Origin of the sequence: Streptomyces sp. NPDC015032, from assembly GCF_043080425.1 — a bacterium.
Lineage (GTDB): Bacteria > Actinomycetota > Actinomycetes > Streptomycetales > Streptomycetaceae > Streptomyces.
Genome location: NZ_JBIBVN010000003.1, coordinates 544,596 through 567,407 on the forward strand (window position 1 = coordinate 544,596; position 22,812 = coordinate 567,407).

At 69.2% G+C, this 22,812-nt stretch carries 16 protein-coding genes and 2 pseudogenes; 10 read left to right on the top strand and 8 right to left on the bottom strand.

The features are described from left to right. Positions 1-15 precede the first annotated feature (15 nt). Complete coding sequence (locus tag ACF08M_RS08150) at positions 16-1,227, top strand: Dyp-type peroxidase (RefSeq protein WP_392184409.1); 1,212 nt, start codon at positions 16-18, stop codon at positions 1,225-1,227. Between the two features lie 352 nt (positions 1,228-1,579). Here the strand turns inward: ACF08M_RS08150 and ACF08M_RS08155 are convergent. Together ACF08M_RS08155 and ACF08M_RS08160 are read right to left on the bottom strand one after the other, a co-directional pair. After that, positions 1,580-2,530, bottom strand: a pseudogene (locus ACF08M_RS08155) (carbohydrate ABC transporter permease); the annotation flags it as partial. Continuing rightward, positions 2,418-2,750, bottom strand: a pseudogene (locus tag ACF08M_RS08160) (carbohydrate ABC transporter permease); the annotation flags it as partial. The pseudogenes ACF08M_RS08160 and ACF08M_RS08155, both read right to left, overlap by 113 nt. Positions 2,751-3,005: 255 nt before the next feature. On the opposite strand from ACF08M_RS08160, the gene ACF08M_RS08165 reads away from it, so the two are divergent. Both ACF08M_RS08165 and ACF08M_RS08170 read left to right on the top strand, forming a co-directional pair. Continuing rightward, positions 3,006-5,402, top strand: coding sequence for a ricin-type beta-trefoil lectin domain protein (locus tag ACF08M_RS08165; RefSeq protein WP_392184410.1), 2,397 nt, complete (start codon positions 3,006-3,008; stop codon positions 5,400-5,402). A gap of 131 nt (positions 5,403-5,533) precedes the next feature. Next, the gene (locus ACF08M_RS08170; RefSeq protein WP_392184411.1) at positions 5,534-9,061 is read left to right on the top strand and encodes a discoidin domain-containing protein; all 3,528 of its coding nucleotides are present in this window, start codon (positions 5,534-5,536) and stop codon (positions 9,059-9,061) included. 950 nt (positions 9,062-10,011) lie between these two features. On the opposite strand, the gene ACF08M_RS08175 is transcribed toward ACF08M_RS08170, so the two are convergent. Then, positions 10,012-10,641 (bottom strand): TetR/AcrR family transcriptional regulator, encoded by a 630-nt coding sequence (locus ACF08M_RS08175; protein ID WP_392184412.1) that lies wholly within the window; start codon positions 10,639-10,641, stop codon positions 10,012-10,014. A 118-nt stretch (positions 10,642-10,759) separates the two neighbouring features. Between ACF08M_RS08175 and ACF08M_RS08180 the strand changes: the two genes are divergently transcribed. The 3 genes from ACF08M_RS08180 (at position 10,760) to ACF08M_RS08190 (ending at position 14,443) form a co-directional block, all read left to right on the top strand. Beyond that, the gene (locus tag ACF08M_RS08180) at positions 10,760-12,040 is read left to right on the top strand and encodes an MFS transporter (protein WP_392184413.1); all 1,281 of its coding nucleotides are present in this window, start codon (positions 10,760-10,762) and stop codon (positions 12,038-12,040) included. Between the two features lie 372 nt (positions 12,041-12,412). After that, positions 12,413-13,585 (top strand): aldehyde dehydrogenase family protein, encoded by a 1,173-nt coding sequence (locus ACF08M_RS08185; RefSeq protein ID WP_392184414.1) that lies wholly within the window; start codon positions 12,413-12,415, stop codon positions 13,583-13,585. A 660-nt stretch (positions 13,586-14,245) separates the two neighbouring features. After that, positions 14,246-14,443, top strand: a complete 198-nt coding sequence (locus tag ACF08M_RS08190; protein WP_392184415.1) for a hypothetical protein — start codon at positions 14,246-14,248, stop codon at positions 14,441-14,443. A 153-nt stretch (positions 14,444-14,596) separates the two neighbouring features. Here ACF08M_RS08190 and ACF08M_RS08195 read toward each other — a convergent pair whose 3' ends face one another. The 3 genes from ACF08M_RS08195 to ACF08M_RS08205 all read right to left on the bottom strand — a co-directional run bounded on the left by ACF08M_RS08195 (position 14,597) and on the right by ACF08M_RS08205 (position 16,925). Further along, complete coding sequence (locus ACF08M_RS08195) at positions 14,597-14,878, bottom strand: transposase (RefSeq protein ID WP_392184416.1); 282 nt, start codon at positions 14,876-14,878, stop codon at positions 14,597-14,599. 513 nt (positions 14,879-15,391) lie between these two features. Further along, complete coding sequence (locus ACF08M_RS08200; RefSeq protein WP_392184417.1) at positions 15,392-15,574, bottom strand: hypothetical protein; 183 nt, start codon at positions 15,572-15,574, stop codon at positions 15,392-15,394. Positions 15,575-16,211: 637 nt separating this feature from the next. Next, positions 16,212-16,925, bottom strand: coding sequence for an SDR family NAD(P)-dependent oxidoreductase (locus ACF08M_RS08205; protein WP_392184418.1), 714 nt, complete (start codon positions 16,923-16,925; stop codon positions 16,212-16,214). Between the two features lie 463 nt (positions 16,926-17,388). Between ACF08M_RS08205 and ACF08M_RS08210 the strand changes: the two genes are divergently transcribed. Both ACF08M_RS08210 and ACF08M_RS08215 read left to right on the top strand, forming a co-directional pair. Continuing rightward, the gene (locus ACF08M_RS08210) at positions 17,389-17,868 is read left to right on the top strand and encodes a nitrile hydratase subunit alpha (RefSeq protein WP_392184419.1); all 480 of its coding nucleotides are present in this window, start codon (positions 17,389-17,391) and stop codon (positions 17,866-17,868) included. Positions 17,869-18,236: 368 nt separating this feature from the next. Beyond that, positions 18,237-18,935, top strand: a complete 699-nt coding sequence (locus ACF08M_RS08215) for an SDR family NAD(P)-dependent oxidoreductase (protein WP_392184420.1) — start codon at positions 18,237-18,239, stop codon at positions 18,933-18,935. 3 nt (positions 18,936-18,938) lie between these two features. Here ACF08M_RS08215 and ACF08M_RS08220 read toward each other — a convergent pair whose 3' ends face one another. Continuing rightward, positions 18,939-19,181, bottom strand: coding sequence for an SDR family oxidoreductase (locus tag ACF08M_RS08220; RefSeq protein ID WP_392184421.1), 243 nt, complete (start codon positions 19,179-19,181; stop codon positions 18,939-18,941). A 113-nt stretch (positions 19,182-19,294) separates the two neighbouring features. On the opposite strand from ACF08M_RS08220, the gene ACF08M_RS08225 reads away from it, so the two are divergent. Continuing rightward, positions 19,295-19,507 (top strand): hypothetical protein, encoded by a 213-nt coding sequence (locus ACF08M_RS08225; RefSeq protein WP_392184422.1) that lies wholly within the window; start codon positions 19,295-19,297, stop codon positions 19,505-19,507. Between the two features lie 67 nt (positions 19,508-19,574). On the opposite strand, the gene ACF08M_RS08230 is transcribed toward ACF08M_RS08225, so the two are convergent. Next, complete coding sequence (locus tag ACF08M_RS08230) at positions 19,575-20,201, bottom strand: isochorismatase family protein (RefSeq protein ID WP_392184423.1); 627 nt, start codon at positions 20,199-20,201, stop codon at positions 19,575-19,577. Between the two features lie 1,536 nt (positions 20,202-21,737). Here ACF08M_RS08230 and ACF08M_RS08235 point away from each other — a divergent pair. Continuing rightward, the gene (locus ACF08M_RS08235) at positions 21,738-22,637 is read left to right on the top strand and encodes an MBL fold metallo-hydrolase (RefSeq protein ID WP_392184424.1); all 900 of its coding nucleotides are present in this window, start codon (positions 21,738-21,740) and stop codon (positions 22,635-22,637) included. Positions 22,638-22,812 lie beyond the last annotated feature (175 nt).

Below are 22,812 nucleotides of genomic sequence, written 5' to 3' on the forward strand. Positions count from 1 at the left end.
GTCTCCAATAGGCGTATGCCCACCGAACAGGGAAATGCGCAGGATCCGTCCCGACCCGCGGCAACCGGTTTCGGGCGGCGTCGGGCACTGCTCGCCGGCGGAGCGGTGCTCGCCGCCGGGATCGGCGCGGCGGCCGACGAACTGGCGAGAGGTGACCGGACAGTTGGCCGTGCCACGGCCGGCGCCCCGTCGGCCGAGGCCGCGATCCCCTTCCACGGCGCCCGGCAGTCGGGTGTTGCGGCGCCTCAGCAACCGGCGACGCACCTGCTCTCCATCGACCTCCCGCAGACCTCTGCCGCCACCGACCGGAAGACCCTGCGCAACGTCCTCGGCGCCCTGACCCGCACGCTCGCCACCGCAGCCTCCGACGCGCCGCCGGACCCGCGGCTCCAGAGCGGCGGCGCGACCCGGCTCACCTCCCTGGTCGGCATCGGCCCCGCCCTCGCCGCCCGCCTCGGCCTCAATGTCCCGGCTTCTCTCTGCGAGTTGCCGTCCTTTCCCGGCGACCGCCTCGACCCGCATCGCAGCGACGGCGATGTCCTGGTCCAACTGTGCGCAGCCGACCGCTGGACCCTCACCGTCGTTGCCGAACTCGTCGGCGGGGCCGCGCACGCCGCCGGAGCCGTACCGCGCTGGACCCAGTCGGGATTCCTGCCCCACACGGCCCCGGGCGCCACCCCTCGCAACTTGTTCGGCTCCAAGGACGGCACCGCCAACCCCGGTCGCACGGCGGCCGAGCAGTGGGTCTGGGGCCCGCCCGGGGCCCACCGGAACGGCACCGTTCTGGTCTACCGCCGGATCCACATGGACGTCACCGGCTTCGCGGCCCTCCCCGAGGGCCGGCGCGACCAGGTGATCGGCCGCCGTGCGCGCGACGGCGTCCCCCTCAGCGGCACCGCCGAGCGTGACGAGCCGGACATCTACGCCAAGAATCCCGACGGTTCCTACGTCATCCCCGCCACCGCCCACGTACGTCTCGCCAGCCCCCGCTTCGACGGCGGCGCCCGTATGCTCCGTCGCAGCTACAGCTACGACGACGGCCCGACCGACCGCGGCCTTCTCTTCTGCGCCTTCATGCGCGACCCCGCCCAGTTCACCCGCGTCCAGAACCGCCTGGCCGCCCGCGACGCCCTCACCGCCTTCCTCCGACACCGGGCCTCGGCCGTGGCCTACGTCCTGCCCGGTGCCACACCCGCCGGGGCTCTCGGCGAACAGCTCTGGACATGAAGTCCGGTCTCCGGGGTCGACCGGGCCGAGTGCGCGCAGGGCCGGGAGCAGGCCTGATTTCGACATGCGGTGGTAGACGGGGCGGAGGAGGGCGCCTGGCAGGCATCTGCCCTGGCCAGGTGCCCTTATCTCCGTCTGGAAGCAGCCCGGCTATTTCGGCGAGTACGACACGAGGAGGTTCTTCGTCTGCTGGTGGTACACGGCCTTTCCTGCCCCTGGCCTGCAGCAATGTGTGAAATCGCCAGACACAAAGCGGGGTTGGTCCGCTCCTGGCCCGGATCTCGGTCGTGCCGATGCTGAACCATCTGGTCTCCCGAATCACCGTTGAGCATGTGGACGCGGTGGTCCCTCGTCCCTTGTTGGCCCCCAGCGTCAGACCGCTGACGAACTGGCGCTGAAGGGCGAAGTGGACCAGCAGCGTCGGGACCGCGGTGAGCAGCGCACCAGCGGCAATCAGGTTGGGGTCGGTGAAGTACTGGCCTGAGATGTTCTGCAGCGCCGAGGTGATCGGCATGTTCTCGCCGGTGGCCACCAGGACGATCGCCCAGAAGAAGTCGTTGTAGATCCAGACGGAGAGCAGCGTGGCCAGTGCCGCCATGGCCGGGCGGCACAGCGGCAGGACGGTCTGCCAGTGCAGGCGCCACACCGAGGCGCCGTCCACGAGCGCGGCCTCGGTCAGTTCGTGCGGCAGCATCAACATGTAGTTGCTGAGGACGAAGATGCAGAAGCCCGACTGGAAGGCGACGTGGATGAGGACGAGGCCGAGCGCGGAGTCGTACAGCTTGCCCGATGCCGTGATGCCGGGCAGGTCGATCAGCAGGTAGAGCCGGTACAGCGGGGTGATGACGACTTGCTGGGGGAGCAGGTTGCCGGCGGTGAAGACGAGCAACAGTGTGAGGTTGAGGCGGAAGTCGAAGCGGCTGACGTAGAACGCGACGCACGACGACGCGAACAGGGTGAGCAGCACTGCGGGTACGGCGATCAGCAGCGTGTTGCCGAAGTAGTGCGCCATGCCGGACTGGGTGAACGCGTCGGTGAAGTTGTCGAGGCTGAGCTTGTCCGGCCAGGACACGTACCCCTTGGTGCTCGTCTCCGCATAGGGCCGCAGCGCCGAGTAGAGCGCCCACAGCAGCGGTGCGAGCCAAGCCGGCGCCGTGGCCGCGAGGAACGGAGGGAGGGACTGGTGGCGGTCATGACCTGCGCTCCTTTCGGAAGGTGCTCGCCAGGTACGGGACGATGACGGCGAGCGAGATGGCCAGCAGGACGACCGCGATGGCGGGGCCGTACCCGATCCGGCTCGAATCGCCGATGATGTTGTCGGTGACCAGGATGGAGAGGAGCTCGGTGCCGTCCGTCCCGCCGTTGAAGACGAAGACCAGGTCGAAGGCGCGCAGCGACTCGATGATGGTGACGACGAGGACGATGATGTTCGTCGGCTTCAGTGTCGGGAAGACGACGTGGCGGAAGGTCTGCCACTCGTTGGCGCCGTCGATCGCGGACGCCGCGCGCAGCGCTGGGTCCACGCGCACTTTCACCAAATGACCGTGATCTCCAGCGAGTTGGCGACGCGGCGGGCAGAAGTCCAAGGTCGCTCGACATTCCTCCATGGCGTCACCTGAGTGGCAGGGATAGAACTCAACGGGGTCGAGCTCCGATGATTCGTAGCCCGACCCGGGTGCGGATGGTGTCTCCGTGCCTCCAGTAATCCACCACAACCGAACATCGCAGTCGGTGTCTTTCGGAACGATCGCGCACTCCCCATCCATCTCGGAGTCGACATGACCTGGACAAGCAAGTGGAGACCAGCGTTGCTCGCCGCGCTCCTGGCACTGCTCCTCGGTGCTGTGACGGGCTGGGGCGCACCGCGCGCCCATGCGGCCACCAGCACGGCCGTCACCGTCGACGGCACGCAGCCCGGCCGCACTTTCGACGGCATCGGCGCGATCAGCGGTGGCGGCGGGAACTCGCGGCTGCTGATCGACTATCCCGAGCCCCAGCGCAGCCGGATCCTCGACTACCTCTTCAAGCCCGGCTACGGCGCGTCCCTGCAGTTCCTGAAGCTGGAAGTGGGCGGCGACACCAACTCCACCGACGGCGCCGAGCCCAGCCATATGCACACCCGCGACAAGGTGGACTGCAATAGTGGCTACGAGTGGTGGCTCGCCGAGCAGGCGAAGGCCCGCAACCCCCACATCAAGCTGCAGGCGCTGTCCTGGGGAGCGCCGGGATGGATCGGCAACGGGAACTTCTGGTCGCAGGACATGATCGACTACCTGATGTCCTGGTTCGGCTGCGCCAAGCAGCACAGGCTGACCATCGACTACGTGGGTGGCTGGAACGAGCGGGGCTGGGACGCCGACTGGTTCAAGAAGCTCAAGTCGACACTCGTGGCGAAGGGTTACCGCACCAAGGTCGTCGCGGCCGAGAGCTTCGGCTGGGACGTCGCCGACGCGATGGCCAAGGACAACGACTTCAAGGACGCCGTCGACGTCATCGGGTCGCACTACCCCTGCGGCTACCAGAGCGCCTTCACCTCCTGCCCCTCCAGCGATGTGGCCCAGTCCATGGACAAGCCGCTGTGGGCCAGCGAGAACGGGTCCCTCGACACCGACGGCGGAGCCAAAGCCGTGGCCCGGGGCATCAACCGCGACTACATCGACGGAAGGATGACCGCGTTCGTCAACTGGCCGGTGATCGCCGCGCTCTACCCGAACCTCTCCTTCTCCACGGACGGCATGTCGATCGCCAACCAGCCCTGGTCCGGCGCGTACCACATCGGCGCGACGACCTGGGTGACCGCGCAGACCGCGCAGTTCACCCGTCCCGGCTGGAGCTATATCGACTCGGCGAGCGGCTATCTGGGCGGTGACCGTTCCAACGGCAGCTACGTGACGCTGAAGTCGCCCAGTGGCTCCGACTACTCCACGGTCATCGAAACGATGGACGCCGCCGCGGACCAGACGGTGAACCTCACCGTCCGGGGCGGTCTTTCGACCGGAACGGTTCATGTCTGGTCCACGGATGTCGCCTCGGCCGGTACGGACGACGACTTCGTGCAGGGCGCGGACATCACGCCCTCGGATGGCTCGTACTCGCTGACCCTCAAGCCCGGCCACGTCTACACCCTCACGACCACCATCGGCCAGGGCAAGGGCACCGCGACCTCCCCGGCCAAGGCCGCGCTGCAGCTGCCATACTCCGACGACTTCGACAAGCCGGCCGCCTCCAAGAGCCCCCGGTATTTCACCGACATGAACGGTGCCTTCGAGACCACGGCGTGCGGCGGCGGCCGTTCCGGGGCCTGTCTGCGTCAGATGGCGCCCACCAGCCCGATCCGGTGGACGGACGAGCCCTACAACGCGCCGTACTCGATCATGGGCGACGGATCCTGGACCAACTACACCATCACCGCGGACGCCCTGCTCAGCGAGAAGGGCACGGTGGAAATCCTCGGCCGGGTCGGTCAGCAGGGCCGCAACAACAACGGCCTGAACGCGTACCACTTCCGCGTGAGCAACAACGGCGCCTGGTCGATCGACAAGAGCGACACCACGTGGAAGTTCACCCGGCTCGCCGGGGGGCGGACGAACACCCTCGGCCCGAACAAGTGGCACACCCTCGCCTTCACCTTGCAAGACACGAAGTTGACCGCCTCCGTCGACGGCAAGGAGCTCGGCAGCGTCACCGACTACTCCCTGAGCAGCGGCCAGGCCGGGCTCGGAGTGACGGGCTATCAGACCCAGCAGTTCGACAACTTCGCCCTCACCCCGGGCGCACTCTCGCCGCAGCACGTCGGCCCCGTCACCTCGGGTCTGACCGGCACCTGCCTCGAAGCGGAGAACGGCGCCTACGCCGACGGCACCCGGGCCCTGGCGGGCGACTGCGACGGCAGCGCCGGGCAGCAGTGGTGGTGGGGCAACGGACAGCTACGCCTGGGCAGTTCGACCGGCAAATGCCTGGACGTCACCGGTGCGGGCACCGACAACGGATCCCCGGTCGAACTGTGGGAGTGCAACGGCGGCGGCAACCAGCAGTGGGTGCCCCAGGCCGACGGCACGCTCCAGGGCCAGCAGTCCGGGCGGTGCCTCGCAGTGCCCGGATCCGACGTGACGCAGCAGCTGGTGATCCAGGACTGCGACGGCACCAAGGCGTATCAGCGCTGGACGCTGCCGTAGCTGGGCCGGGCGCGCGCGAACCCGTACCTGCGCCTGACCCGGTCGACGTGGTGCGACGACGGCATGCACGGTCCCGCCGTCGTCCCACCACGCCTCACTCGTCGCCGAACCACGAATCGGAGGAGGAGACCGTGAACGACACCATGAACGGCGTGAGACGCCGGGGCGTGCTCGCCGCCGGCCTGGCCGGTGTGGGCGCCGCGCTGATGCCCGTCGGGTGGGCCGCCGCCGCGCCGGACGCCGGGACGGCGGCTGGGCAGGGCGGGCGTCGGGTGCTGAACTTCAACACCGGCTGGGCCTTCTGGCGGGACGATGCCTTCGGCGCCCAGCAGCCCGGATTCGACGACGCGCAGTGGGCCGCGGTGTCGCTGCCGCACACGATGCGGCTGGAGCGCAAACACCCCTCGGTGTACGACGTGTTCGCGGGAATCGGCTGGTACCGGCGGTACTTCCGCGTCGATCCGCAGGACGAAGGCCGGCGGCTGACCGTGGTCTTCGACGGCGTCCAGACCGACTGCGTCGTCTACCTGAACGGCGAGAAGGTCGCTGAGCACCAGGGCGGCTACATGGGCTTCGCCGTGGACATCACCGGCAAGGTCCGCTTCGACGGCGACAACGTCCTCGCCATCCGCGTGTCGAACCTCGACGACCCGCTCACCCCACCCGGCAAACCCCGCAATCAGCTCGGCTTCCTCACCTTCGGCGGGATCTACCGAGGCGTCACGCTCCGGGTGACGGACTCGGTGCACATCTCCGACCCGCTGCAGGAGGACCTGGTCGCCGGGGGCGGCGTCTTCGTCACGTACCCGAAAGCGACCAAGCTCCGGGCGACGGCCCAGGTCAAGACGCATGTGGTGAACGAGACGGCCGACGCCGCCCGGATCAGACTCTCCATGGTTCTGTACGACGCCCAGGGCACGGCCGTCGCACAGGCCACGGACACCGGCACGGTCTCAGGGAAGGACGGCCGCGCGTTCACCCAGGTGCTGAGCGTGGCCCGGCCACACCTGTGGCATCCCGACTCCCCGTACCTGTACCGGCTGGTCAGCCAGGTCTTCGTCGGAGATCGCCTCGTCGACACGGTCACCACACGGACCGGCGTACGACGGATCGACTTCAAGGCGGACGGGTTTTATCTCAACGATGAGCGGCTGTACCTGCGCGGTGCCAACTGCCACCAGAACTACGCCTACATCGGCGACGCCGCCCCGGCCTCGCTGAAGTACCGCGAGGCGCTGCGCCTGAAGCTCGGCGGGTTCAACGCCGTACGGACAGCGCACTACCCGCACGACCCCGCCTTCCTCGACGCCTGCGACGAACTCGGCCTCCTCGTCGTGGCCTGCGAGCCGGGCTGGCAGTACTGGAACGGTGACCAGACCTTCGTCTCCCGCACCTACCGCGACATCGCCACGATGATCCGGCGCGACCGCAACCGTCCTTCGTTGATCCTTTGGGAGACCTCTCTCAACGAGACCGCCTACCCGCGGTGGTGGGCCAAGGAGGCCGACTTTGTCGCGCACGCCGAGATGCCGGGCGATCAGATGTTCACCTCCGCCGACTACGGGATCTGGGGCTGCGAGTACGACGTCGACTACAAGGTCGTCAACACCGACGGCTCGGATCCCGCGCCCAACGTGCCCTTCCTCACCCGCGAATGGGGCGACTGGGAGGATCCCAGCCGCACCGACCGGGCGTCCGGCGAGAGCGCGATGGTGGACCAAGTCGTCACCCGGCAGCGCTACTTGAACGGCAACGGCTATTGGGACTGGGGCGGCCTCGACGCCAGCAGCCGGATCGGCGGCTATTTTCTGTGGGTTTTCGAGGACTACGGCACCAACGACACCTACCAGAAGTCCGGCGCCGTCGATATCGACCGGTACCCCAAGTACTGTTATCACTGGCTCAAGTCCATGCAGCCGGCCACGAACCCGAACCACGGTGGACCGATGGTCTTCGTCGCCAGTGCGCACACCGCCGACTCCGAGAAGAAGGTGCGGGTCTTCAGTAATACCGACCGGGTCCGGCTGTATCAGAACGGTCGGCTCGTCGGCGAACAGACCCGCGCCGACAATGCCGCGACCGCGCCGAACGTGGCGGCCAAGGGCGGCAGTCCATACTACACGTTCACCCTGCCGCAGTTTGCCGCCGGAGAGCTCAGCGCCGAGGGATACCTGGGCGACGCACTCGCCGCTACCCACCACGTCAACACCCCTGGCGCAGCACACCGCTTGGAGGTCGTCGCCGACGACGCGGGTGGCCGGGCCACGCTTATCGACCTGCTGGCCTTCGCCCTGGGCGACAGCTCGCAGGACGGGAAGAAGGCGGCACGCAAGCTGCTGGACCGGGTCGAACCTGGACAGGCGGAGAAGCTCGTCGATCTGGCCGGTGCGCAGCGCGGCCGCACCCTGTCGGCGAAGGAGGCCGCGGGCCTGCGCATGGCCGCCGGACTGCTCGACCGGATCCGGCCCGTCGCCGACGGCTCCGACCTGATCCCCGTGTACATCAAGGTCGTCGATGCCGACGGCACCCTCGTCACCGACTCCTCCGCCACCCTCGCCATCGAGGTGACCGGAACCGGCACGCTGATCGGCGAGAGCATTCCCCGGATCGCGGCCCAGACGCAGAAGGCCCGGGGCGGCATCGGCTACGCCCTGATCGCCACCGGCACCGCAGCCGGCTCCCTCACCCTCACCGCGACCTCGACCGGCCTCGACAGCGGCCAGTACACCGTGCGAACCGAGCCGTACACCGGCACCCATGTCGCCGACGGCACCCACCCCACCTGGAAGAACATCTCCACACTGGAGAGCCAAGGCGCCCAAAACCTGGCCCTGTTCAAGGAGGCGACCGCCTCCACCGCCCAGTCAGGACACGCACCGGCCGACGCGGTGGACGACGCGGCGGAGTCCAAGTGGGTGGGGGACGGGCCCGACCCGGCCTGGTGGCAGGTCGACCTCGGGGCGTCGGCCGAGGTCGAGCAGTTCCAGATCCGGTGGGAGACCGACGAGACCGCGTACCAGTACCGGATCCTGACGTCCGACGACAGCGCGACCTGGACGACGACCGTCGACGCCAACGACAACACCACGGCGGTCACCACAGCCGTCCACCAGGTGCAGGTGACGACACGGTATGTACGCGTCGACATCCTCGGCGCCGGTGACTGGTGGCCGTCCATCGGAGAGTTCCGCGCGGTCCCGCCCGGCGGCAGCGGCGGCGTCCCCCCGACCGACCCGGGGCCGAAGATCGCCCGCGACCAGATCGGGACAGTCACCGCGTCCAGCGCCGCCACCGGCTTCGAACCCGACAAGGCCTTCGACGGCGACATCACCTTCGGCACCGGCTGGAGCGCCGCCTCCCTGGCGCTCCCTCAGACACTCACCGCGGAACTGACCGCCGCCCACGACCTCGCCGGAGTGCGCATCCACTGGGGCAAGGACAGCAGCTGGTACACCTTCGACCTGCAGACCTCGACGGACGGCAGCACCTGGGACACGGCACTCTCCGGCCTGACCCGAAGCGGCCAGTACACCCTCCCGGAGCTCTTCACGGCACCGAACGTGCGCCAGATACGCATCACCGTCACCCAGGTCAGCGGCGGGGGCGCGCAGAGCGTCGCGGGGATCGCGGAGGTGATCCTTTACGGGGAGCCGGCCTGAGAAGAGCCCGGCTCCACCGACGCGGAGGACTGGGTGACCAGGACGACGCCGGCGAGAGTTGGCGTGAGACAGCTTGTGCATGACGGAGGGTAACGGCCGGTTCGGGTTGCCTGGAGCGCAAGGTGCCTCCAGGCAACCGACTTGAGGCTCTGGAAGAAGCCCAGTCGCTTCGGTGAGTACGACACCAACAGGTTCTTCGTCTGCTGGTGGTACACGTCCTACGTGTGGCTGACCAGCGGAAATGGCTCTACTTGGGCCAGGTGGCGGATTGTTGGTCCGGGAATGGTCCGGATCTCGGTCGACAGGCCCGGTGTGCAGCCCGGCTCTCCGGTGAGGGGCGAGCCTGCAGAGTGGGCCTCCATGTCGAGTTCCCCTCTACGAGTCGCAACCGGGTGTGAGTGGGGTGCCCGTCGGACCGTCGGCGTCGATCCGTTCGGCTCCCGCGGCGGTGGCGCCGGTCAGGCGCGGCCGCCGGGAGAAGGGGGGAAGCGGTTGCTATGAGGGATGCTCTGCTTCGGAGGGGTGGGGGAGACGTACGGCAGGGCGGTGCAGCAGGGCCCTGGTGGCCAGTCCGTACCTCGTGCGCCATGTGCCGCTCCCTGTCGCTGTAGCTTTTGCCGGGCCCTGCCCTCCACCTGGCAGCGTGAGGCAAGGAGGGACGGCGTGAGCCGCGACGGCGTGCGCGCTGGTCGCAGTCGACTGCGCCCGGCACAGCGGAGCATCTTGCCGCGCTGCCCAGCATCACCGTCCTGGATCTCCCGGCCGCCCTGGCGGTGGCCCAGTAGAGCCCCTCGGTAGCGGCGCCAGCCAGTACGCGGCACAGCCCACACCGAACGTCTCCGACGGGTCAGCTCAACCGCCGACTCACCGCGGAGTTGGTCAACGACCAGGCAAAGCCGGCTCAGCCTCGGATGGGGGGCAGAGGCCCCGACGGGCGTGCCGCTGCCCGTTCAGGGGCGGCGTCGTGCGCGTGTCGCGATGTCCCCTTGTCGCGCCTGCGCACTCGCCTCCACCGCCGCGTCCAGCCAGTGGCACAGTTCGTCCAGTGCGCCCTGTGCTCGCTCGGCGTCGCCCGTGGTGAGGTAGTCCGCCTGGAGACCGGCGAACGTGGCGTTCAGCATCGTCGCCGTGATCAGCGCCGACCGCTCGGGTACGCCGCGCAGCGTCAGGCACGAGGTCACGAACTCGGCCCTTCCCCGTACGAAGTCCGGTACCGCCGCGGGCAGCCGGCCTGCAGCAGCGAGTCCTTCGATCTCGCGGATCAGCCGTGTCATGGGCAGTTCGGTCTCGCCCAGGTTGCGCTCCCAGGCGGATCGTACGACGGCGCTGACCGGTACGTCGGGGTCCTCCCATCCCTCGGTCGTTTGTAGCGCGTCGTGCTGCTGTTCGTCCAGGCGCCGCATGACGGCGAGGAGAAGCTCTCGTTTGTCCGCGAAGTGGTGTGTGAGGACGCGGGTGCTCCGGCCCAGTGCCGCGGCGATGCCGCGCAGGGTGAACTGGTTGATGCCGGTGTGGGCGAGATACCCGATCACGGCGTCGAGTACCTCGCGGCGGCGGTCCGGGTCGACCGGTCTGGGCACGGCGTCGGCCCTCCTCTCTCGGCGGACTCCGGGGCGTCCCCAGGCCCCCTCGGCGTGCGGCCACTGTTTCATATCCGGCTTCACACCTCGTAAGGGAAACGTCTGTTACCTTTACTTGGTGAGTGTGCCATTACGTCAAACGCCCTTCTGGCTCCGTACGTTGATGCTCGCCGCCTTCGCGGTGCAGACCGACGACTTCGTCATCATCGGAGTCCTCCCCGACCTCGCCCGTGACCTGCATGTCGGCGAGGGAGCTGCCGGGCAGCTGGTGACCGTGTACTCCCTCGTCTACGCCCTGGCCGCCCCTGCTTGGGCACTGCTGCTCGCGCGGATCGACCGCAAGCGGGCGTTGTGCGGCGCGCTCGTCGTGTTCGCCGCCACCAACCTCGTGGTTCCGCTCGTCACCTCCTTCCCGGCACTGATGGGCCTGCGCGTCTCCGCGGCGCTCGCCGCGGCCGTCGTCATGCCCGCCGCCCTCGCCGCAGCCACCGCTGGGGCTCCGCCCGACCGGCGTGGTCGTTATCTCGCCACGGTCATGACCGGACTGGCCGGCGCGGTGCTGATCGGCGTCCCCGCCGGTACGTACATCGGTGACGCCGTCGGTTGGCAGGCGACCTTCGTGTTCGCCGGGGCGCTGGGAGCGGCAACGCTGCTGCTGGCCATCGTGACCGTGCCCCGTATCCCCGCTGCGGCCGAACCAATTGCAGGCGTACGGGAGTTGCTGCGCCCCGTCCTGAACCGCGCCGTCCTTGTCGTCCTCTGTGTCACGGTGGTGACCGTTGCGGGCAACCTCGCCTTCCAGACGTACCTTGCGCCCTTCCTGGCCGACCTCGCCTCCGTGACCCGCAGGCAGTTGGCGCTCCTGCTGGTGCTCTCCGGTGCGGGTGGCCTCGTCGGGACGCGCCTGGCGGGACGCTTCGTCGATCAGTTCGGATCGCTGCGTGCCCTCGTCGCGGCGGGCGGGCTCTTCTGCGTGGGGATGGCCGCGTTCTGTGGGCTGTGGGTGTCCCGTCCGGTCCCGTTCGTGCTCGTCGCCGCCCTGCTGGTGTGGTGGTCGGTGGCGGCCTGGGCCGTACCCCCGGCCATCCGGGCCCTGATGGTCGACAGGGTGGGCCCCGAGGGCGCCACCCAGGCAATGGCCCTGCACAGCAGCTCCGCGTACGTCGGAGCGGCGGTCGGCGGAGGTCTGGGGGGCGCCCTGGTGGTCGTCGATGCCGGCCTCCTCCCGGCGGTGGCCGCCGTCTTGGTGGGAATCGCACTCGGGGGCGTGTGGTGGGCCGTGCGGTCGGCCCCGCCGGGGTTGAACGTCCCGTACGCGTGTGCCGGGCCCGGGGAGGCGGAGGCGGGCGCCGCCGCGGGCGAACGCGGTGCGCGGACGGAGCGGGGGCACCGGCGGTGAGCGGCAAAGAGCGGTGAGGTGGCGGGCATGGGCGGGGAGTGGTGACCGCGCGGGGCCGTGATCACCGTCGGCCTCTTCGTCCCTGCCGAACTCCAGGAGGTACAACCCCTCATGGGACGCGGCCACAGGGGGACGGCGCAGCCCGAGCCTTGCCGCTTTGCCGAGCATCCGGAACTCCTCCGCGGTGCGCTCCTTGCTTCCCAGCAGGAGGAGCATTGCCAAGTCCCTTTGACTAACCGAAAGTTGGCCTTGGCGGAGTCGTCCACCATTCGATCGACCACGAGGACGGCACCGCGGTCGGCGACGGCCTCGGCGTACCGGCGCAGCAGCCGGACGCAGTCGTCGCCGCCCCAGTCGTCGGCGTGCCCCGACATGGCCGTGTCGAAGGAGGCCGCGAGCCCGGGATCGGTGGCCAGGTTCTGCCAGAAGGGTGCCCCCGCGACCTGGGGCCAGGCGGGTCGGCCCGTGGTGACGGCGGAGACGAGTGTCTTTCCCGACATACCCCGCAGTACGCCCGCGTTGCCCACCACTGTCATCGGCGAGTGGATCGCCGCTGCCGCTGTCGACGAGATCCGCTTCTTGGCCGGTGCCGCGCGGGCCGCACATGGGCCGAGGGCAGGGGAGTACGTGACGGGTCACACCTCAATGGTGATCCGCGAGCCGGTGGGGGTCTGTGCCCTGATCGTGCCCTGGAACCATCCGCTGGCCTCGGCAGTCGACAAGCTTGCCCCGGCGCCGGCCGCGGGGAACACCGTGGTTCTCAAACCCGCCGAGACCACCCCGATGAGCGCCCTCCTGCTGAGCGAGATCTGCGACAGGGTGCTGCCGCGAGGTGTCGTCAACGTTGTATGCGGAGATCGGGACACCGGCCGCGCACTGGTAGCCAACCCGCCCGTCTCCCTGGTCTCCCTCACCGGCAGCACCCGTGCCGGCGCGGAGGTCACCGACGCGGCCGGGTTCGCCGGGATCAAGCGGCTGCATCTGGAACTCGGCGGTGACGCCCCGGCCATCGTTCTGGCCGACGCCGACCTGGCCGAGGCGGCCGATGGCATCGTCGCAGCGGCCCTATACAACGCGGGGCAGGATTGCACCGCCGCCTGTCGGGTACTGGTCGCCGCCGAGGCATACGACAGGTTCGTGACGCTGCTCGCGGAACGCGCCGCGAGCGTCGAGGTCGGTCCGCTGAACAACCGGGCCCACCTGTCCCGGGTCAACTCCTACCTCACCGAACTGCCGGGACACGCCACTGTGGTCACCGGAGGTGCCCCCGCCCCCGGCCCCGGCTGCTACTTCGAACCGACCGTCGTGGCCGGAGTGCGGCAGCACGACCTGATCGTGCAGCACGAGGTCTTCGGCCCGGTTCTCACCGTCCAGCCCTGCATCGAGGAGAACGAGGCGATCCAACTGGCCAACGATGTCCCCTTCGGACTGGCGGCCTCCGTGTGGAGCCGCGACCCGGCGGCCGGGAACAGGCTGGCTCACCGCCTCGACGCGGGCACGGTGTGGTTCAACTGCCACGGCGTGTACGCCACAGAGATGCCATGACGAAGCAGGCCGCCGGGTTGCAGTCCTCCATACCCCGGCGGCCGCCCCGTGCCGGATACCAGGGAACCGGGGGTTGCGCAGCGGATGAGCCGCAGGCGGATACCGCGTTCCGGTCACGGTGGTAGCACTCTCGCAGCCGGGCCAGGGCGTGCTGGTGGGGAAGGGGGACGGCGCGCCCGAGGTTAGGATGGCGGCCGCGATGAAGAAGATCATGGCGGCAACGATGCCCAGCCCGCCGAGCACGGCCAGGACCGTCAGGGTACCGATGCCCACCGCCGAGGCGGCGACGGTGCCGAAGGCCTTCCGCTACAGCGACGGGCGATCTTCTCCAGGGAGGAAAGCCAGGCGCCCTCGGCCGCCATCATGCGGTCGATCAGTTCTTCCAGACCGGCAGGACGTGACGGTCTGCCAGACAGGAAGGGGTGCGCGGTCAGTACGAAGCAGCTGCCGTCCCGCCGCAGGGCCTCGAACTTCGGCGGCCACTACGGGCCCGCCGGCGATCTCCCCCCGGTGCACCAGGTCGTCTTCACCGGGCTGATGATTCATTTCGTCCTCGACCCTCCAGCTGTAGACCGTTACCTCTGACGACGTCCGCGTCAGTCACCACCAGAAGGCGGCGGCGCGCCGCCCACACCCCGCACCAGAAAGCAGGCATCGCCAGTGTTCCAGGAGACCCCGATCTACTGCCGCCTTCTCGCAGAACGCGGCGATGTCCCCGCGCAGGTACGCGGCGAGGCTGAGCGGATTCAGCACAGCTTGGCGCAGGTCATACCGTCCGGGAATGTGCCCGTCACCAGTCTGCCGGAGCAGCGTAACGATTCTCCCTGGCAGGAGCACTGGTCCCGCCCAGGCGTCTGACCCGCTCGATCTGCTCGGAGGTCCCCCAATGGACCGTCCTGCCATCCTCCCGGCGGAGCAGCCTTGTCACATTGACGGTGCTGCCGCCGACATCGGCCGACCCGCGGAACTCTCCGCCCGCGGCAACCGCCGACGACGCTCGGCTGCGCCGCCTCATCGCGGCGCTCCCGCAGCCTTCGCCGTCAGCCTCTTCGAGGCCCAGGAACAGGGGCCACCGAGCGGCGACGGCAGCACGTCGACCGCCCAGGTCACCGAGCTGGCAGCGGTCAATGCCAGCACATCGCCTGTCAGTTTCAGCAGCTCGGGCTCGTTGTTGGGCACCCGGTGCGACAGCACCTCCGCCCCATCAGTGTCGACCACCGTGCAGTGGTGCGCGGCCTTGCCGGCATCTCCCTGCGCAGGGCTTGGACAACACTCATCAGCCCGGGCCGGCACGCCCGGGCCTGTGGATTCAGCGCTTCGGCGGCAGCTCGGGGGAGGGCCGGCGGTCGCCGTCGAAGCCTTTCACCTCACCGAAGCGGGGGTGTGCGGCCGGTGACTCCCGGCCGTACACCCCCGCGTGGGCTGCTCACGGCTCGATCTGCGGCGGCTCCGGGGCCAGCACCGGCCCGGGTGGGCCGGTTTCACGAGCCTCCCGGTGAACCCGTGTTCCCGGCCGCGCCCCACGTCCGGCCGGTTGCGAAGCGCCCGCCTTGTCGTATTCGATCGTGGTCTTGCGGGTGACCGAGTTGACCGACTCGGTCCGGGTTGCCTGTCCTCCCCAACGGTTGTAGGTGTACACAGTGGTGGCGAGTGCGTTCGGGTTGGCGCTGCCGTCGGTGATGGCAGCCGCGGGTTCCGTCCGGCACAGGAGCCCCGCCCATTCAGGACTTCCCGCACACGATCCGTTGTCGATGGTGGTGCAGGGAGAGCCCGGTTGCCCGCCGAGAGTTCGGCGACGGGGTGCCCTTACTCGTCGTACTCGGTGGTGGTGATGCCGCCTCCGGGCTCGGCGGTATTGGTCTCCTGGCCGTTGGCGTCGATGTACGAAATGCCAGCCTGCTGGTACGCGTCCTTGGACAGGCTGCCACTGTCGCTGGACCCCGGCACGGTTCCCGGCGGGAAGATTGCGGTCGCGTCCGTGGGGGCCACGTCCTGTCCCCATGCCGCCACTGCCGCCCGGTTCATGGCGTGCGGCGCTCGGGCTCCCGACAGCGGTACGCCGTACACGATCGTGGTGGCGGCCGTTCCGGAGGCCTCCGTCGCCGGCTCTTCGGTCAGGGCCGGACGTGTGCTTGATGCCGGCTGGGGTCGACATGCACTGCCGGCACCCGGCCCGCCGCTCGCGCCCGGGCCGCGGGCGCGTCGTTCCACTCGATGCCCAACCCCTCACCCGAGTCGTTCCCCTCACCCTCGGCGACCTGCGCGGCAGCGACGACCTGACATATCCCCGCCTCTGCGAAACCGCCGTCCCCAGTGCCCGAACCGCTCGCGGAACTGCTGTACCGCTGAAACGAAGGCCGGGACAATATGAACACCGCGGCCAACCAGGCCTCCCGGTGGCTGTTCCCCAACCGCCGGACCAAACAATCGATGCACCCCGATGTTCTCGCCGAACGCATCAACGGCATTGGCACTCCCACCATCGCCGGCCGCGCAGCGGCGATCCGACAGCAGCGCGGCACCAACGGTCAGGCCGGCTGGGGGCGCGTACGAGCCTGTCGGGCCACGCGCAGACGACCTCGGCGAAGCGACCGTCAGTGGTGGTCCCCGTCTGCTGCCTGCGGCGTCAGTGGCCGGCGCTCATACCGCCGTCGACGTGGAGGATCTCGCCGGTGACGAAGGGGGCGTTCTCCAGGTAGATCACCGCGTCGACGATGTCGCGCACCTCGCCCATCCGGCCGACCGGGTGCAGCGCGGCGAGAGCCTGGTGGGTCTCCGCAGGGTGCATGGGGGTCTTGATGGTCCCCGGGGAGACGGCGTTGGTGCGGATGCCACGGGTGGCGTACTCGATGGCGAGGGACTTGGTGGCGGATTGCAGGCCGCCCTTGGTCAGCGAAGCCAGCACCGAGGGGACGTTGGAGTCGGCGTTGTCGACCAGGCTGGTGGTGATGTTGACGATGTGGCCGCCGCCCTGGGCGAGCATGTGCGAGATGGCCAGCTGGGTGACACGGAAGAACCCGGTCAGGTTCACGCCGGTCGCGGAGGCGAAGTCCTCCTGCGTGTAGTCGGTGAACGGCTTGGCGACGAAGAGTCCCGCGTTGTTGACCAGGGTGTCGATACGGCCGAACCGTTCGATGCCTGCTGCGATCACGCGATCGGCGGTGGCGGAGTCGGAGATGTCGCCCTGAACGGTCACGATACCGGCGTCGTCGGCGGGGGCGATCGAGCGCGAGGTGGCGACGACGGCGTATCCGAGCTGTCGGTAGGCATCGACCAGACCGGCGCCGATGCCCTGCGATGCGCCGGTGATGACCGCGACCTTCTGGCCTTGAGAGCCCATTGACTACCTTCTCCGAAATGAGTTTGAGGTTCTTCGAGTTCTAGGCGACCAGCCGCATATCGGAAAATTACGTGCCGAACGGGACGAAGTCAAAGATCAATAGAACCGGAATGCCCGTTCACACCCCCTGGCGGTTCGCCTCAGCCAACCATCGCGGTCGCGTTCCTGCCCCTCCGGTGACGCCTCCTGCATCACCGGTGCGCATCTCGCCGTCGACGGGGGATTCCTCGCCCGATCTCAAACCGTAGAGAGTTGTACGCCTACGAAGGCGGCAGCATTTGCGGCACCGCGGCCCAGGCCCTGACGGCTCGTACGCCCCGGGCGCCCGGGCGGGGAGAACGACCCCGCCCGGGGCCCGTGGAGCGTTCCCTGCACCCACTCGTACGCAGTGACTCCCGAAGCTGTCGACAGGTGACTTGTCCCTTGACGAGGAAGCCGGTCCAGGGCGGCGCCCTGACCTGGAGTGGCTGAGCCGGGTGTCGAACGGCCCGGCTTACGCGGCTCGCCCCTGCCCGTTGCAGTACCGGGCGAGAGGCTTCCCGCGGCCCTGCGTACCGAGGCGCTCGAGCAACTGCTCACCGAGCGCGGCCTGATCGACCCGAAGTTGATGAACGGGATCATCACCACCTACGAGACCGGCGTGGGACCGCTCAACGGGGCCAAGGTCGTTGCCAAGGCGCGGACCGACCCGGAGTACCGGCGGCGGCTGCTCGAAGACGGCACTGCCGCCATCAAGGAGCTGGGCTTCTCGGGGCAGCAGGGTGAGTACATCGTTGTCGTGGAGAACACCGCGAGCACCCACAACGTGGTGGTCTGCACGCTGTGCTCGTGCTATCCGTGGCCGGTGCTCGGCGGAGGACGTGCTCGTCGACCTGCGCGCCGTGTCGGCGGACGAGGTCACCGCACGCACGAAGGCCCTGGCGCAACGTCCCGAGGGCCATGACCACCGTCACGATGGCGACCATCCGCACTCACGCTGATCCGCGGCGTCCTTGCCCCGACAGCGGACCGCGACCCGCCGCCGCACGTTCTCGCCGTGGCGGCGCAGCACGTCGTGCAGCCACGCACACAGCACTCAAGCACAGCAGGGGCTCCTGGGGCGTGGTATCGGAACTGATCAAGGCCGGGGTGGAGCTGCAAACTCTGAGCTGGGCGTCGAGGGACTGCCGCGCGGTCGAGGAGCGGGCGTAGCCGAGGCGGACGTGCGGAAGCCGGCGACCTCGATGCCGCCCAGGGGATGCTGACGGAGAACTTCATCGCCGACATCCCCGGCAGCTGGCCGGCACCCGCAGCTGGCTGAACCATGGATGCATGACCATTACCTTCATCACCGGAGCCAACAAGGGGCTCGGCCGTGAGACCGCCCGCCGCCTCAGCGATCTCGGCCACACCGTGATCGTCGGCGCCCGCGACGTCGAGCGGGGCGCAGAGGCTGCCGCCGCGCTCGCAGCGCGGTTCGTCGCGACCGATGTGAGCGACGACGCGTCGGTGGCCGCCGCAGCCGCGGGTGTCGCCGAGCACGAGGGCGCGATCGACGTGCTGATCAACAACGCCGGCATCCCCGGCCCCGTCGGCGACCCCAGCAACCTCACCGGCACTGAGGCCCTCGGCGTCTTCGACGTCAATGTTATTGGTGCGGTACGTGTGACCACCGCGTTCCTGCCGCTGCTTCGCCGGTCACCAGATCCGGTCATCGTCAACGTCAGCAGCGGTATGGGCTCGCTCGCCCTCACCCACGACCCATCGCGGCCCGAATCCGAGGTCATCGCGCCGCTGTACACCGCCTCGAAGGCGGCGCTGACGATGCTGACCACCCAATACGCCAAGGCTCTGCCGGACATCCGGATCAATGCCGCCGACCCCGGCTACACCGCCACGGACTTCACTGGCCACAGCGGCCCGCAGACCGTCACCGAGGGCACGGATGCGATCGTCCGCCTCGCCACCGAGAAGCCCGGCGCCGGCTCCGGACGCTTCGTCTCCCGGCACGGCGAGATCGCTTGGTCCTAGCCATCACACCGGGGCTTGCGCGGCCAACCCCCGCCGCGGGTAAGCGATCGCCTCGGCAATCTCCTCCGGCTCGGCCGGTCGGCCTGCAGCCGCCCGGGCGGCCAGGGCGGCGAGACCCTCCTCGCCCATACCGGCCGTTCCCTGCGTGCGTGCAGGGCCGGAGCGTACGGCGTTGACCCGTACTGGACGGTCGTGGTCTTCGCGGGAGGCGCCGTCTGGGGCCGAGCACGAGGTGCGTGCGGCCACAACGGGCGCACGGATGGCCGCTGTCGGTGACTCCTACGGCCAAGACATGACGTCATGCGCGTACGGCGCGGTTACACGAGCCGGGAGTGTGGTGTTGCCAGCCCCGATCGGACGTGAGGGAGCAACGAGAAGCACGCGCGAACCAGGAAGACAGCCCTTACGACGTGGTCGTGCTGGGGCGGGCGCGGTCGGCCAGAACGTCGCCGACCGTCGCGGTCGCCGGCGAGCTCCCGCTCAAGCGGCTCAGGCACGCCATCGCCTGCTTCCCGACGGTCAGCGAGATCTGGCTCTTCCTTCTCGCTGCCTACCACCGCGACCGCACCTGAGCGGACGGGTGGGGTCCGTCTCGGAGCGCGGGCGCCGAGGGGCACGGTTGCCGCTCCGGGACAGCCCTTAGGCAAGGTAGGCCGCGGAGATCTGGCCGACCAGGACGGCGAACGGCATGTCGAGGGCAGCATAGAGGGCGCCGGCGTCGGGGGCGGCGTTGTCGGCCAGGGCCTCGACCATGAGGGTGGCGTAGTCGCTGATGATGACGCCCGCCTGCTGCATGCGCAGCAGTCCGGCCTCGTGTTTGGCCTGGCTGAAGGTGCCGGAGGCGTCCACGGCGACGTAGGCGCCGTAGCCGGCGGCCGTCGCGGAGATCGCGGGCAGTGCCGCGCATACTTCGAGTGACACCCCGGCGAAGACCAGCTTCTGTCGATCGGTGGCCTCGATGGCTTCGCGGACCCGGTCGTCATGCCAGGCATTGACCGTGCTGCGGTCGATGATCTCCTGCCCGGCCGGCAGTGCCTGGACCAACTCGGCGGCGGTCGGCCCCCACATGCTGTCGGCCGCGGTGGTGGTGACGACCAGCGGAATGCCCAACACGGTCGCCCCCCGTGCCAGCGCCACCACGTTGTGCTTCAGCTCGCCGAGCGGGATGTCCCGGACGCCGGACAGCAGGCCCACCTGGTGGTCTACCAGCACCACGGCGACGTTCTCGCGGGTGATCGGCTCCATAAAACTGCTGTGTTCGCTCATGTTCCGCTCCTTCAGAGGGTTGAGCCACAGCTCTGTCGGTCAAGTTTAGTGACTTTGAAGCCGTGCCTCGGCCCGCTCCACATGGAGGTCGCCGCCTCCATCACGCGCAAGATCGAGAAGCGTCACGCGAAGGTGCTGGGCAGGCAGGCGTACGCCGCATTCAAGACGGCTCTCCATCGCGTGGCCGGTCTCCAACGCAACGCCCGGCTCGACAGCCCGAGCATCGGGATGCATCCGGGGCAACTGAGTGACCGGCGAGGCTGGTTGAGCCGCGGCGCCGGGTACGCGGACCTCCCCGTCCACGGTGCCGTCCCTTCGGCCTCACCCTGTCCGAGGGCGGGCAGCTCATCTCACAGCGGGCCCGAGACGTCCCTGTCCCGCACTGCCCTCCGCGTGCCGACGTGCGTCGCCTCACGGCGCCGCGGAACGCTGGACGTATGACGAACACACTCACCACCGGAGCCAGGAAGGGGCTCGGCTTCGATATCGCCCGCCAGCTGTTCAACGCAGTCACAGGCACCACACTTTCCGCGTCGTAGCCGGGGTGGGCACGCCTGGGGTGGCGCTCGGCCTGGCGTTCATCCGACTGGAGTGCCGCCTTCTGGGGCTGGGTGGGGACCACGATGACTGTTGTGGTGTCGGCGGTTTGGGACTGTGTGAACTCGCATGCCAGGCACCGGAACACCTCCCCGCCGATCACGGCGACCAGGTCGTGCCCGGCCAGCCGGTCACTGATGGCCTCGATGGAGATTCCGAGCGGGCCGCGGAAGAGTAGATGGCCCTCGGGGGAGGAGGCGCGGTCCAGCAAGGGGGCCCGTACACGGCTGCGCACAGCCTCTCCACCAAGGCGACCGCCGCGTCCCATCCGTCGCTGCAGCCCACCTCCGGTCCGAAGACCAGGGCGGGCCGGCTGCCGGCCGAGATGCGGTCGGCGAAGAGCCGCAGTCGCTGTTCGTCGGCGGACCACCCGGTCGCTTACGGTACGCAGGCGGGCGGGGCCGGCCAGGGGTTGTTTCCAGCCATTGAACGCAATCGACAGGTGGACCGGCCCCGCCGACGGCTGGAGGGCCATCGCACAAGCCCGCATGAAGGCTTCTGGAACGTCTTCGGCGCGCGGGTTCGCGATGCAGCACCTCGGGGAGGCCACTCGATCCTGTATGCGTCGGACGGGCGTAGTCGCCGGTGCGCTTTCGTCGGGTTCACCGCAGGTTGCGCTGTTCGCCCGAGCCTCTCAAGGGCCCGACTCTCGCGCGTTCGCACCACGTGCGACCGATCCGTGGACCGGTCGAAGGCGAGAAAGCGCGGGTTGTCTGCACGGGCGGTGTTGCGGGACCTGCGCGAGTACCGGGATCCGGGCAGCGCCGGAGGAACCTGATTCGGTTCGAGAACGAGCCCCACGCTCTCCCGCCCCGCCATGGTTGCCGTCCGACTCCAACCCGGTACGGTACGTCGCCGACCGGTCGCATCGCGCCGCATCCCGCTCCCTTCGAGGTGCGACCGATAGCGGCTGCGCCATCCGGCACGCAGGCTGGGGGCATGGACACCATCGTGCTTGGAAATGCGGAGATCACCCGTGTGGTGGAGCTGCCCGCCAGAGGCCACGCCCGCGACTACGTCTTCCCCGACGTGCCCGTAAAGCAGTGGCAGGCACACGAGAACTGGCTCGCCCCCACCTTTTTCGACCCGGCCGCCGACGAGGTCCGCGTTGTGATCCAGACCTGGCTGATCCGCAGCGAGGGCCGGACGATCCTGATCGACACCGGCATCGGCAACGACCGGGAGCGCCCGGCCATGCCGTCCTTCCACCATCTGAACACCCACTACCTCGATGAGCTGGCCGCGGCAGGTGTCCGTCCCAGGGACGTCGACACGGTGATCTGCACCCATGTCCACGGTGACCACGTCGGCTGGAACACCCGCCGGGCGGACGACGGAGAGTGGCGACCGACCTTCCCCCACGCCCAGTACGTCATCCCGCGCGCCGACTTCGACTACTGGAACCCGGCCAACGGACACCGGACCCGCTCCGGCCCCCAGATGGCCAACGTCTTCGAGGACAGCGTCGCCCCCGTGCACCAGGCCGGGCAGACCGTGCTGTGGGAGGGCGACCACTACGACATCGACGCCCAGCTCCGTGTCGTGCCCGCCCCCGGCCACACGCCCGGCTCCTCCGTCGTATGGCTGCGGTCGGGCTCGGACCGGGCCGTGTTCGCCGGGGACCTGCTGCACAGCCCACTGCAGATTGCGGAGCCGGACGACTGCCCCAGCTTCGACGAGGACGAACCCCGCGCACGGGACAGCCGGCGCCGGGTGCTGGGAGAGGCCGCGGACCGGGGAGCCCTGCTGTTCCCCGCGCACTTCCCCGGGCCGGGCGCAGCACAAGTGCAGCGCGTCGGCGAGGGGTTCGCGGTGAAGGAGTGGGCGGCATGGCGGTGAGGGCATGCCGGAGCAGGCCGTCTGCAGTGGCGCATCACTCCTCATTCAACCTCCCCTCAGCTGCTCGCTTCAGCTGCAACCGGACGGCTGGCACCGTGCCGGGCAAGCTCGCCCGGTACGGATGCTTCGAGATCCGCGCCGACAGGCGCTGCGGCGCACGCCGCAGGACCGTCGT

Bases quoted from the DNA above. Each gene is read 5' to 3' on its own strand.
- ACF08M_RS08150 (WP_392184409.1), top strand. From the start codon at position 16: ATGCCCACCGAACAGGGAAATGCGCAGGATCCGTCCCGACCCGCGGCA.
- ACF08M_RS08165 (WP_392184410.1), top strand. From the start codon at position 3,006: ATGACCTGGACAAGCAAGTGGAGACCAGCGTTGCTCGCCGCGCTCCTG.
- ACF08M_RS08185 (WP_392184414.1), top strand. From the start codon at position 12,413: ATGGCCGTGTCGAAGGAGGCCGCGAGCCCGGGATCGGTGGCCAGGTTC.
- ACF08M_RS08205 (WP_392184418.1), bottom strand. From the start codon at position 16,925: ATGGGCTCTCAAGGCCAGAAGGTCGCGGTCATCACCGGCGCATCGCAG.
- ACF08M_RS08215 (WP_392184420.1), top strand. From the start codon at position 18,237: ATGACCATTACCTTCATCACCGGAGCCAACAAGGGGCTCGGCCGTGAG.
- ACF08M_RS08230 (WP_392184423.1), bottom strand. From the start codon at position 20,201: ATGAGCGAACACAGCAGTTTTATGGAGCCGATCACCCGCGAGAACGTC.
- ACF08M_RS08235 (WP_392184424.1), top strand. From the start codon at position 21,738: ATGGACACCATCGTGCTTGGAAATGCGGAGATCACCCGTGTGGTGGAG.